We start from the raw sequence: 12689 nt of genomic DNA, 5'->3' as shown, positions 1-12689 counted from the left end.
GGGAATTGCTCACATTATTGATAATGAACGACGCAATCAACTATTTGATATTAATGTCCGAGTGCTAAGGGTACTGCCACCAGAAGACAGCACCGCTTACCTATTTGGGATTGGTGGAAGTGTGGCGCTGCTCGTTGCTTATGCTACCAGTAAATCACTCACTGACAAGCAAGAGAAAGCAATTCATAGCCAGTTCGCTTTGCTTAAAATCAAAGCATTGGAGAATGACATTATTACTCAAAACCATTTGGACTTAACGGCATTCTCTAAAGCCCAACAATCTGAGATAACCAAGCAAGCCATCGCCCGACAAACTGCTGAAACTATCGAGGCTATGAAATCCCCAGGAGAACAGCAATTAGACCACCTTAATGGAACTTTACAGGGTGAATTGTCCTTGAAAAATCATGAGTTGCAGTTGTCAGAGATGGACAAGGTTATTACTGATAATAAACTTCATGTTGCTGAAACCAATAAAAAACTGAGTAAGCTATCTGGCAATATCCAAGACTCACACCAAGCTCAATTATCACCAGATGAACAGCTAAAAGATGCCCTCATAGATGCCCTGAAAAATCATGAAGATGGGTATCTGTGGAAAATCATCAATTCACTCAAACCATTGTGGTTGATTGGTAATCAAGGCTCAGGTAAGACATACACAGCTAGTGCGATCGCACTCATGAGAAAATACTGTCTTGATGCCCCAATTCATCAATTAATCGACCGTCATGCCACAGGTGACAATGCCCATGTATGGCAATTGCTAGAAGCCACTAGTAAAGCCGAATCAGAAGATGAAATCAGCACAGCTTTTGAAGATTGTTGTGATAGATGGCTGCAACGGATTAAGGAAAAACCCACCAAAAAGCAGCAGGTAATTGTGGATGAATTTACCAATTTAAAATCACTTTGTGGTGACACGGCTATTGCTTTCTTCAAAATGTCCCTCACCGACACCCGCAAAGCCAAGGAATACCTGCTGGGGATCACCCATAATGCCACCAATGAGTCATTCCCAGATGGTACAGCCGCCTCACGGAAGGCAGGGACAATTTTACTGGAGAAATTTAGCGCCAATGGTGAAACACCACTGTCTAGGGTAGTTGTCCGCTATGGTCTAGTTGATGAGAACGGCAATAATTTAGAAGATGAGGAACGGACACTACCAAACTGGATGCACCCTGAGCGTATCTATCAACACTTCAACGGTAAGCCAATCAACTTTGAAGATTAACTAAACCCTTTCTTTGGGGCTACTCCTCAATCATATAAATTGGTTGCTCACTATCACAAATATTTTTAGTATAAATTTTTCATTATTTGTAAAAATTCTTCAACCACTTGCTCTGGTTCTTGCTCACATCTTTTAGCATCAAAGCGCTCAACTACTCGAATGCCATGATTTCGGAAATAGCGTTCCCGTTCTTGTTCTTCAACTCGCCGTTCTGGAGTATGAAAAGGACCATCTACTTCTAAAATCCCCAGCTTCCCCTGATAACAAATTAAGAAGTCCGGTTCCAAATTACGTCTTCCGTTTGGAGTGTTAAGCCGACCTTTGCAATTAGGCCAAAAAGCGATTTCAGAATGTTGCTCAAGCGCCTTTGCAATTTGCACTTCCGGTGTTGAGCGAAAGCGTAGACCTGACCACAAATAAATTGGATCATTTGAAATATACGCAGCCTTGTGATGAGTAACTTTGTCAACCGACTTCAGTTGAGGTCGTACCATCGATGTGATTTGGTTAATCACCTTTATATCAACTTTTTTCCCGGCTTTGAGCATTTCCACTAATTTCACTGTTATGGCTTCTTGTTTGCGAGGAAGTATTTCTACTAGCTTTGACAGGGAAACCATAAACTGGGTACCAAACCATTCGGTTTGTATTCCCAGCTCCTGCGTTCGCTCATAGACAAGCAAACATTTATACGCTGTAGTTGGACTATATTCCCATTCAGAGCTGTCTAGCCATTTTTTAAATTGGCCATAGCCTAAATGTTTTCTGATTTCATATAGCAGTTGCCCACTCTCATAGTAATTCAGGATCGCTGAACGTAGTTTCACTTGAATTTGACTTAAAAGTCCACGTACTAAGGAGGCTATTTCCGTATTTGTGTACTCAAAGTGCAGTTTTGATTCTGGAAGTTGATGGGATTGCATAGATAGTTATCGGGATAATATTACAAAAATATGCTATTTTTGCATATTGTAGCAGCTACTGTAGCCTCCCAGCATGGGAGGTTCAATTTACTCACTCAGGTATCAAGCTTTTCTCAAGCGACTGCGCCAAGCTCGAGAAGAAGCTAATTTAACGCAGGTAGAGGTGGCTAAAAAATTGAATCAGCCGCAATCTTACGTTTCACGTTGTGAATCTGGGGAAAGACGAGTAGATGTAGTTGAACTGACTGATTTTGCGGTAATTTACCAAAAACCTCTAGATTTCTTTGTTGATTTTGACTTTGATACTGAAAACAACTCTTCAACATCAATATGATGTTCGGTAAAGTCAACTTTTCACCCTTTTCAGGGACTGAAACTTGCCCATGAATAACTGCGTTTTGGTAGCATCCATGCAGAAAACTGGATGCTCCCGTGCGATGGGCGTAGCCCCACCGGATACTGTTGGCGAAAGTGTTACAAACACATAAACAAAAGTATTACAACTAAAAGCCGCAACGACAGATTGAAGGTTTAAGCTTACATAATACTTGTATTTACAAATATGTAGTACATTCGCCAACAGTATCCCCACCGTAGGTGATCGCTCTTTTCATTGCGGAGAAATATAATAAGTCAAAAGTAAGCAACGCTTGTGGTGTGAAAAAGAGAAGTGGTTGACCACAAGGGTTATGATTGCCAGTGCTGCACACTCCTGTTGCACAGTTGCACCCGTGCCTTTTCGCTCTCCTTGTTAGACCTTGCGTTTATTCAAACTGATGGATGCTCCAAGTAAGTACTGAGGTAAGTGCGAAACAACCGATCTTGGATCTTGTAACCGCCATAAATATTCCTGCTGATGAGCTTCTGCTGAAAAAGGCTTTTCAATACGTCCTCAACTGAATTTGCAGAAAGCCTCAAATTTGTAATATCTAAAGTGGTAGTTAGTTTTTCTGGTAGCACAGGGCTTTCTTCCTCTGAAAGAAGCTTGAGAACTTTTGCTTCATCTGCACTTAAATCAGAACACCACTTTTCAAAAATGGCAATTCCCACGTATCTCACAGTGTCTTGTAATGCTTTATCCCATATATCCATTTCTACCTGTCTCGACACATGGTTTTTGAAGAGGTGGTGGCAGAGTAATTGCATCTCAAATAGATGTCCTCCAGAGTACTCAAAAATATTTCGCATAACTTCTTGACTGAATGAAACGCCTGTTCCAGCAAGAGAGCTATGAACTGTTTCTTGAAGTTCAATTTCAGTAAGTGGTGCAAGCTCAACTCTAGACAAAAAATACCTTGAAAGTGGATGATGTTTTTGAACAGATGTGATCTCAAGCCAATTCGTTGAAGTTGATGCCAACCCAACAAGAATTTTACTCTGCATAAGTGAGTCCATTGACAGCGCAGACTTTAATGTCATAAAAATCTCTGGAATCGCTGCAAAGTTTTCTAGATCGTCAAGAAGTATCACAAATACATCAGTCTTATCTTCAATATCTTGCCACAACTTGGTTAAAGTATCATGTAGAAAAGCTTGAGGTGATATTACTTCCCGATTATTACCATTCCGTTGGAATTTTAATCCAGTTCCAAGTATATTAACTTCTAGAGAACTAAAGAACTCAAGCACCTTCTTGAACCTTTCAACAGGATAAGGTAAGTCGTGCAAAATACCTTCTATGATAGAGCGAGAAGCATCAAGTAAGCTCGTACCAGATTGTAAAGGTTCAAGAGGAACAATACATGAGATGTAGCCACGACTTTGACAAATTTTCTTGTATTCTCTCAGTAATGTTGACTTACCGATTCCCCAATCTCCCAGAACTAGGAAATGTTCACAGTGCTTAGTGTAAATGGCTCTGTTGAGCTTGTCTTCAAAAAACTCAAGTTCACTTGTTCTTCCTCCAAAGACAGTTGGTTCTAATCCTGTCATTGGTGTAAAAGGGTTTCCAACTCTCCTAATTTTTTCATCACGACAATCGATTGCCTTTTGAACTGCTGCTACTAGATCATCAACTGCTGTTGAAGACTTCTCTATGAAATCAAAAACGCCTTTGGTCAGAGTTCGCCGTGCTAGTTCTACGCTACCATAACCAGTAATGACAATAATTGGACGAAGTATATCAAGGTTTACTGATTCATCAACTAACTCTAATCCTCCCATTTCTTGACCAGAAGACCCTGGAATCTTTAAGTCAACAATTAAGACTTCAAATGGTTGATTTCTTAGCTTTTCCAGTGCTACTAGAACTGAATCACATCCTTCTACTTCAATTAGAAATTGAGTGTTTATAAGTTGACTCCCACCTAAATCAAAGCCTTTTGATTTGACTTTACGCTGTAGAGATTTGATATATGCTCTAAGAGTATCTCTATTATCATCAACTACTAAAATTCTTAATGCCATAATATAAATGTTTTAATTTTTAACCAAGACTTTGATTGCACAAAAATTTAGTTTTAAACCCGGCTGTCTCGAATATAATATTATATTCATTTAACTCTCTGCAAATTCAAGAGTAATAGTAGTACCTTGATCGGATGATTCTAGCTTTAAGTTGCCTCCCATTTTATGTATAATTTTATTGCTTATGTATAAGCCCATGCCAGATCCCATATCACTTGTTACAACTCCTTTAAAGAGTCGCTCTGTTAAATCTTCGCTAATACCAGAACCATTATCTTTCACCGATATGATGATTATGCCATCTTCATAGCCTGCAATTATTTGAATAACTCTATCTGATTTATGCAATATTCTAGTTGATCTTTGTAAGGCTTTAGTGGAGTTATTAATCAATTCAACTAATACACTCTTTAATTGATCCGAATTGCCAAGAATAGTTTTTCCCTTCAAGCCTTCTTGAATTTGTACTTCCATATTTATACTAGAAGGTAATCGAGGTCTAGATAATGATTCAACTTCACCAATTAGCTTGTCAATGTCGATAGTCTTCATCTGTGGTTTACCTAAACTAAGATAATCCATTAGTCGTTGCAGGCGAATTTGGCTGTATTGAAGACTTCTCTCAATTAGTTCACACTCCCCTAAAACTTCAGGTGAGTTATTGCATAAATCACGAATTTCTTGATTAAAACCTCCGATATTCATAATCTCTCCTCTAAGACTATGAGCTACATCAGCGCAGATTATTTGATAGAGTTCATTAGTTTGATGATTACTGCTTTGCTGAATAGGAATATCAACCGATGACGATTCCTGTTCTGCCAAAACTATTGAATTTAGTTCACCAGTATTCTCACTTTCTATGTGTCTCTCAAGTTTTTTCTCCAGATCCTCAATCCTATTTTTAGCCTCTTTCAAAGCAGATTCAAGATTAGAGATTTTTTCGCTATAAAAAGCTTGACTCCTTGCGTATCGTTCTTGGTATTTTTTAAGCTTTTCTAGTGGATCTGCATACAAATGCAGATCCACTAAATTCACAAAATCCTGATGATCCATAATAGGTTTTGGCTCGTAATCATCAGCCCCACTTTGAATCAAGAAGTTTTCTCGATCACCCTCCATTGCATGAGCAGTCACTAAAATCACAGGTATTGATGCAGTTTTTGGGTTAAATTTTAGCATTTGAGTAATTTTAATTCCATCTATAGACTTCCCTCGGTAAGTGGTACGACTAAGAGAAACATCCATTAGAATAATGTCAATTGTGCCTGATTCAGCTAAAATTAAAACCTCATCAGTATCTTCTGTATGTTGAACATGATAGCCACCTCGCTTCGTAAGAATCTTAGAAAATACATGAGCATTTATAAAATCATCTTCTACTATTAGGATATTTTTATTTTTTGAAGTAATACATTTTTCCCTATCCGCAACAACTTCTGGTTGTTTATAATCCAACATAAAATTAGCTATTGTAGAGCGTTGCGTCTTTAACTCCAAAGCATCTCTAAAATTTAAAAAATTTTCAATTCTGGCTTTCAGTTCATCTAGGCTGAATGGCTTTGTCAAATAGTCATTGGCTCCTAATGATAAACTTTTTATTTTGTTTGATTCATCTTCATGTCCAGTCAGCATTATAATAATTAAATACGGGTTTTTTTCTCTTAATTCGCACGCTAAATTGTAACCTTTAACATCCGGTAAGATGAGATCTAATGTAATGATATCAGGATTGAATTTTTCTTGCACGCTTAGACAGGTTTTTCTATCTTCTGCTACCTCAACAATATAACCAGAGTCTACGAAAAAATTATGAAGCAAATTGCGTGTAACAGCGTCATCTTCTACTACTAATATTTTTTTATCTTTGATACTTTTAATCTTTTGTGATTTCATAGTAATAATGTTTTATTTCTACAGGACTCCTGTTTGATTTTTGAAAAAAGTCTGTACATTTTTAAATTGGTTTTGATTGATCAACCACGTCATACTTAAAAACTAGTTTATACTCTAGCTGTAGTGAACTGCAAACAAGACAATTTTAAAACCACATTCAATAGATCCATGCTGATTGAGGCTCTAAAATCGCCTTGAGAATAACACTAGTCTTTTTAGACACATTCACCCTATCTCAATTGGCAACCTAACATTGAGATAGGGTGAATGTGCAATTGTACGAATCAGAAATTTTAGAACCACGACAGCGCAGACTGATTGCGCTGTATTGGCTCTGGAGATGCTCTCTACAACTGGCTTGAAGATGCAAAGTAAGAAACGCAATGATCAACGTTTCTTAAATCGCACTTCAAGTTGTGTCTCTATCTGATGAAATATCACTTCAGATATACATTGCTGAAACTGTTGCTGTACAAGGATTATAACCGAGAGTTTACAATGAGAGCGTTTTAGCACAGTGATGCCTAACTGCGGAATTTACAGGTAGTTAGAGTTGTCTTTGAGACAGGAATTTTGTCGATTTTGTGGCTGTGTCTATAAAACACCCGTCAAAACCACTAAAAACCTTTGATAACTTGTTTTTCTGGAATCCTTTATTGGCAACACTTTCACCTTATCTTGCCCCTGGTGACAGCTTGGCTATATCTACGCCTAATTGGGATATAGCCGAGTAGCCAAAATTAACTTCAAGTATTTGCTTGATAAGCTGTTACTCAATATTAATTTCTGGGTACTCTATAACTAACATCTAAAAAAATATCTATATCTGTTAGATGTAACTACTTTAATTAGAGTCAGACTGTACAGTTCAATTCAAGAAACACTAATTTAGTCCCCGAATAATAGGATAGAAAAATAGTATACAAAATATGCAAATACATATTAGTACAGAAACAAAAACTCGTCTTGCAAATTTTAAATATGCAATTCCAAATAAACTAATTGAAGATGAGGAAGCTGAAAGGCGTAGACCTTCATCTACATCACCATTAACTAAAGAAGAACTTATTAAAATTTTTGATAGAGTATGGGAGCATTACATTCATTTTTCACTAGAGAATGCTCAACCATGTGAGGCACAATTTGCATTTGATAAAATTGGAAAACCTTATTGTCATCATGTAGACTACAATCAGGAACATCGTTCATTTCGTATTCATAAATTAAATTTAGAATTTATTGCACAATTAAAAATACTAAGTAAAGATAATTATGAATTGACACAACTATGGTTTGTCAGTTCTAAAGATTATAATCCAGAATGTATGCCAATTTGCTTTAAAGATGTAGAAGAGAAAAAAAAGTTTCAAATATTAGCACAGCAACTTAATATAAAAGATTCAGACCTTATTTTAGAGCTAATCAGAGATTTTATGCGTAAACATCCATATAACGTTACCTCAAATTCATATCATCTTTATTCCAAAGAAGATTAATTATAACTTTTTATATAAAGTAAATGCAAACTAGATATAAAGATTAGGTAGCTTTTCAAGGATTCGCTTAGGACTTTATCAAAAGTTAATACAGAAAGCACAATCCTAAAAAATATATTATCTTAAGTGATATTTTAGTTTTTAAAGCAATTTATTAACACCCTTGATTATGGTTAATAGTTAATGTTTTTATATTGAGTGGTTAGATATAATGCGAATAAATCAAGAAATTACTGAACGAGTAAGATATGTCGAAAAATTTGAAATTATAGTCTCTGGAAAATCGACACGCCCTATATCTGACGAGTATCCTTTCAGTCGTGCTGCCAACCGCAAAATGCCTGTATCAAAATGGCTAAAAACTCGATTTCAGGCTACCTATCCAACTTTTCATGCCAGTGTGATTTACCCTGATGGCTCAACCGTTCGTCCTGATATTCCTATTGGAGTAATAAGAGACGCATACCAGGAGTATACTAATCTTTATGGACAATCAATGCGATTTAAGTTTTATGGTAATAACGAATCGTCCATAATTAAGCTAAAGCTTGCTCTTGATAAAGCAGGAATTAACACAAAATTTGCAGATTCATCCTTTTTGTTTTTGTGGCAATGCTTTACTCTTGAGGGTGAAATTTCACATATCCATCTTCCTATTGCTTACCGCCAAGCGATTCCTGATATGCTGAGTTCATTTAATAATTCACAAAAGATAAATTTTAAATACAAATTCAGTGCTGATAATTGTTATTTATTTGAAGCAGATTCTAATTATTACTTTTGGGGAATAGAGCAGTTTACATTTTTAAAAGGAATTACTGGTTGGAATAAATTCTAAGAGAATGTAGAAAAAATTAACTACCACCACTTCCCGACTTAATCTTCACCATTTAGGGTGGCCGCCGAGATACCTGCAAAAAGAGACACGTTGTAAATAAATATTGCAAACAATCCCTTGTTTATTTACTAACTTGCCCAAAAATGATACAGGGTGAATCAAAATTTTGCACTGTAAAATCAAGCTTTCACCTCTTTTTGTCCCTTACACTTGCCCCTGCCCCAAAATGATATCACGAGCTTGATAGCAATAATTTTCCAAACGTTTCATAGAAGCAAGTATAGACAGTTTTGATAGCAAGAATGATATCAGTAATTTGAATCCTTGCCTCTCATAAACAAACTGGAACACCCTAACCCCGAAAGATGAATAATGGTGTTCTTTGACCGTCAGATCACGTACTTCCTCGTCAATCCTTACACTTTCATCGCCAAAAATTTCTCTTCATCGCCCTCCTCAAATGTCAATCATCTGACAATTACTCCCCAACCCCCTCCCCCCACTGTGCTACAACATAGTGCGACAATATGATTTTTCACACCACTTGCAGTAATAAATACTAAAATGGTGGAGTAGAGAGAGCAGGGGAAGCAGGGGAGGCAAGGGAGGCAGGGGGAGATGAATAAAGAAGCGATTAAAGACCATAAAGATTTAGAAGTCTACAAGATGGCTTTTGACACAGCTATGAAGATTTTTGAGGCATCCAAAAAATTTCCAGTAGAGGAACGATATTCACTGACTGACCAAATTCGTCGGTCTTCACGGTCTGTGTGTGCCAATTTTGCAGAAGCATGGCGAAAACGAAGGTATGAGGCAGCATTTGTAGCCAAATTGAATGATTGTGAGGCTGAAGCGGCTGAAACTCAAACATGGATAGAGTTTGCTGTTAAATGCAATTACATAAATGTTGAAATCGGTAGGGAACTTTATGGTACTTACAATCGCGTTTTATCTGGTTTGGTGACTATGATTAACAATCCAACACCTTGGTTGATAAAGCGTTAAACCTCCCCTGCTTCCCCTGCCTCCCCTGCCTCCCCTGCTCCCCTGCTTAAAACCATGACATCGATCCATCCTGAAAACCTAAGTGTTCTAGAAAATTCGCTCTCCTTAGCAATCGGTGAGGACTTTTCTCTAGAGAATGACCCTGATGTAATTCAGCAGTTGATTGGTGATAAGCGATCGCTCAATACCAAGCGCGAATACCAAAAAGACTTGAAAGATTTTTTTGTGTTCGTTGCCAAAAAAGAACCCAGCCGGGATTTAGTATTAGAGTTTCTGCACCTGGAACAGCGTCACGCGGTCGCTGTGGTTCTCAAGTACAAGGCACACCTGATTAAGAAAAAACTGGCTGAAGCTACGGTGAACCGTCGTCTTAGTGCTATCAAGTCAATGGTAGAGATGGGGCGACGGCTGGGGGTCTGCAATTTCTCTTTAGATGATGTCAAAGGTGAAAGGGTCGAAACTTACCGGGACACTACAGGTATTTCTGCTACTGACTATGCCATCGTTATAGCGCTGGTTGACCAAAACACTTTAAAGGGCAAGCGTGATTATGCCATTCTGCGGTTACTTTGGGATAATGGCTTGCGCCGCAATGAGATAGTCAACTTAAATGTGAGTGATTTTAACCCCAAGGAAAAAACTCTCTTGATTCTAGGTAAAGGCAAGGGTAGCCAGAAGGAAGTGCTTGACGTATCGGATAAAACCGTATCGGCGATTTCCTGTTGGATTAAGGCAAGTAAGAAAAAACGTGGCAATGACCCGCTTTTTACGGTGCTGGCTTATCACAAGAATGGAGCGAGATTGACAGGGGAGGCAATTAGGCGACTGGTGGATGGGCTATGTAAACAAGCGGGAATTACTAAGAAGATGTCGCCGCATCGCATCCGTCACAGTGCGATTACTACAGTTTTGGATCTGAATAATGGTAACTACCGTGCTACTCAGCGTTTCAGCAGACACGCTCAAGTGCAGACGGTATTGAAATATGATGATAACCGCCAGCGTTTGCAAAAGCAGATGAGTGATTCGATATCAGAATTGATTTAGAAAAAACCTAAAAATCTTGACCAGCCGGATTTAGATATTATTAAGAAGCAAATTGTGGGGATTTTCGAGAATAAAATGATTGTCAACTTTTACTAAATCACCTGTGCAGCGAATTGGTAAACGTTCTTGATAGGCTTTAATAGCTAAGATATAATCATGGTCTGCCAGTTGGGTTTTGATTTCTCGTAATTTCTCAAAAACTTCACCTAATAAAATAATTTCTCCACTCAGAGAATCAATTGATGGAGTGGCAATTTGCATAATTATGCCAAGAAAGGTGAAGTTGGGATAATTGGTAATAAATTCGCTTAATATTTCAACTTGGTCACGATTTTCTACTATCTCTAATGTTTTTAATATATCGCTGATTCTTTCAGCATAATCTCCTAAACTATGTTGGAGAGGTAGCAAGATTTCATATTCGTCGGCGGCATCTTTTTTCAGTCGCCAAATTGCCCCAGCATTATTATAAATACGTCCTGTCTCCTGCCAGCCTGTCGCTTGTAAATGTGCCTGTATCACGTCAGGGTTAACGGTTTTGAGGATTTGACTATCTTTAATAGTAACTTTCATGGCAAATCTCCAAAACTAATGCGTTCAATAATGGCTTGCAGTGCATCTGGTGTCAACTGATTACTACGAGGTATTTCAATAGTAACATTGGTTATATTTTCGGTGTCTGGACTTCCGCGCAAGGATACCCAGTAAGCACAATATCGAAGACACAGTTCGGATTCTGTTTGTTTTATCCAATCTGTTATTTTTTCGGGAACTAAAACAACTACTAAGATTCGAGGGACAAGGGCATTGATTTTTAAATCATTATAATTTTTGAGAGAGAGCGGATATTTAAGATAATTTTCCTCAAGAATCTCTCTGGCTGTACATTTTAGTTGTAGTTCTAGTCTAGGAGAAAGGATTTTACCTGTGCCACCTCTGCTAACTATGCCTAAGTCTACGCTGTCGTTATCCACTTCTGGTCTATATAAAGAATAACCGGCAACGGCAGCGATGGCTCTAATATAGGTGATGCTAAATTGTTCTTTTTGTTGGTTGATATCCATTAAATTATTGTTATTATTCAATTCTCCATTGCATAAAGTGGTCTGGTAATTATCATAAATTTATAACTTTAAAAGAATTTAATCATATATAAATATCCCAGTACAAATAGCCGATAATGTAGCTTTCCAATAACGTTCATCATACCTCGGTAGGGTGGCGCATAAATGTTTACACTCCGTCAGGGGCAAAATCCTGATTGCGGAAGTAGGCAGGTGTTATTTATCTATGCTGGGTCTGTAATTTCCGGCTTTGATATCAAAATTGATAGCTAAAAGTGGGGAATGTGGTGCGATATACCAAAGGCTGTGGCAACCCTTGGTAAGAAATTAATTACTAAGTTTCTTAATGTTGTAGGGTGGCCGCCGAGATCCCCTTGTAGGCTGGTACAGATTACCCCCCTAACAGCAATATCTCAACACGGCAACTGTTCCGCACCCAAATCGATATGATACGGGTCATAAATTTAAGGGTTCTTTTTTTCATCCGAGTTATACTGAGAACGGTGTTTTGCAATCAAGATTCTGATTTCGTTCCTAACTGCACGCCACAACATGAAATTCGCATGGATTGGCTCTTGAAAGTCATCTCCAATAAGATAAGGATTGCCTTCACTATCAAATCCAATTTTCAAGTCATCGGTTTTTATAAATGGCTCAAGTTCTTTCGTAAGATTGGCAAATGTGCTAAAAATTTGCGCGACATCAACAGAGTTAGACATGGTGATCTTAGTGGTGCAGAAAACTTTTTGGAGTCTCAAGTTGAAAAAACAGTAACAC

At 37.8% G+C, this 12689-nt stretch carries 12 protein-coding genes and 2 pseudogenes; 6 read left to right on the top strand and 8 right to left on the bottom strand.

The window, feature by feature from the left end:
* On the top strand, positions 1-1237 hold a 1237-nt coding region (locus tag ACM0OS_RS25930; protein ID WP_414546052.1), incomplete at its 5' end, for a hypothetical protein.
* 65 nt (positions 1238-1302) lie between these two features.
* On the opposite strand, the gene ACM0OS_RS25925 is transcribed toward ACM0OS_RS25930, so the two are convergent.
* Complete coding sequence (locus ACM0OS_RS25925; RefSeq protein ID WP_414546051.1) at positions 1303-2160, bottom strand: DUF559 domain-containing protein; 858 nt, start codon at positions 2158-2160, stop codon at positions 1303-1305.
* 73 nt (positions 2161-2233) lie between these two features.
* On the opposite strand from ACM0OS_RS25925, the gene ACM0OS_RS25920 reads away from it, so the two are divergent.
* On the top strand, positions 2234-2494 hold the full coding sequence (locus ACM0OS_RS25920) for a helix-turn-helix domain-containing protein (protein ID WP_414546050.1): 261 nt from the start codon (positions 2234-2236) through the stop codon (positions 2492-2494).
* 434 nt (positions 2495-2928) lie between these two features.
* Here ACM0OS_RS25920 and ACM0OS_RS25915 read toward each other — a convergent pair whose 3' ends face one another.
* From ACM0OS_RS25915 to ACM0OS_RS25900, 4 genes and pseudogenes are all read right to left on the bottom strand, one after another.
* Entirely contained in the window at positions 2929-4566 is a 1638-nt protein-coding gene (locus ACM0OS_RS25915) for a response regulator (RefSeq protein WP_414546049.1), read from the bottom strand.
* 90 nt (positions 4567-4656) lie between these two features.
* The gene (locus tag ACM0OS_RS25910; RefSeq protein WP_414546053.1) at positions 4657-5040 is read right to left on the bottom strand and encodes an ATP-binding protein; all 384 of its coding nucleotides are present in this window, start codon (positions 5038-5040) and stop codon (positions 4657-4659) included.
* 552 nt (positions 5041-5592) lie between these two features.
* Positions 5593-6027, bottom strand: a pseudogene (locus tag ACM0OS_RS25905) (response regulator); the annotation flags it as partial.
* A gap of 75 nt (positions 6028-6102) precedes the next feature.
* Positions 6103-6462: pseudogene (locus ACM0OS_RS25900) on the bottom strand (response regulator transcription factor); the annotation flags it as partial.
* 929 nt (positions 6463-7391) lie between these two features.
* Here ACM0OS_RS25900 and ACM0OS_RS25895 point away from each other — a divergent pair.
* The 4 genes from ACM0OS_RS25895 to ACM0OS_RS25880 all read left to right on the top strand — a co-directional run bounded on the left by ACM0OS_RS25895 (position 7392) and on the right by ACM0OS_RS25880 (position 10848).
* A complete protein-coding gene (locus ACM0OS_RS25895) occupies positions 7392-7958 on the top strand; it encodes a hypothetical protein (protein WP_414546048.1) in 567 nt (188 codons plus the stop codon).
* Between the two features lie 211 nt (positions 7959-8169).
* Positions 8170-8796, top strand: a complete 627-nt coding sequence (locus tag ACM0OS_RS25890; RefSeq protein WP_414546047.1) for a hypothetical protein — start codon at positions 8170-8172, stop codon at positions 8794-8796.
* Positions 8797-9414: 618 nt separating this feature from the next.
* Positions 9415-9801, top strand: a complete 387-nt coding sequence (locus ACM0OS_RS25885) for a four helix bundle protein (RefSeq protein WP_414546046.1) — start codon at positions 9415-9417, stop codon at positions 9799-9801.
* A 54-nt stretch (positions 9802-9855) separates the two neighbouring features.
* Positions 9856-10848 carry a tyrosine-type recombinase/integrase gene (locus tag ACM0OS_RS25880; RefSeq protein ID WP_414546045.1) on the top strand — a complete coding sequence of 331 codons (993 nt, stop codon included), beginning with the start codon at positions 9856-9858 and terminating at the stop codon, positions 10846-10848.
* Between the two features lie 30 nt (positions 10849-10878).
* Here the strand turns inward: ACM0OS_RS25880 and ACM0OS_RS25875 are convergent, their stop codons facing one another.
* The 3 genes from ACM0OS_RS25875 to ACM0OS_RS25865 all read right to left on the bottom strand — a co-directional run.
* Positions 10879-11421 carry a hypothetical protein gene (locus tag ACM0OS_RS25875; RefSeq protein WP_414546044.1) on the bottom strand — a complete coding sequence of 181 codons (543 nt, stop codon included), beginning with the start codon at positions 11419-11421 and terminating at the stop codon, positions 10879-10881.
* Positions 11418-11933, bottom strand: a complete 516-nt coding sequence (locus ACM0OS_RS25870) for a DUF4365 domain-containing protein (RefSeq protein WP_414546043.1) — start codon at positions 11931-11933, stop codon at positions 11418-11420. Before ACM0OS_RS25870 ends, ACM0OS_RS25875 begins: the two co-directional genes overlap by 4 nt.
* 443 nt (positions 11934-12376) lie before the next feature.
* Positions 12377-12689: hypothetical protein (locus ACM0OS_RS25865; RefSeq protein ID WP_414546042.1), on the bottom strand; the 313-nt coding region annotated here is incomplete at its 5' end.

It is taken from the genome of Nostoc sp. CCY0012 (assembly GCF_963920855.1).
GTDB lineage: Bacteria > Cyanobacteriota > Cyanobacteriia > Cyanobacteriales > Nostocaceae > Cyanocohniella.
Note: the sequence above shows the minus strand (reverse complement) of the source record. Positions and strands in the feature narration are given on the sequence as shown.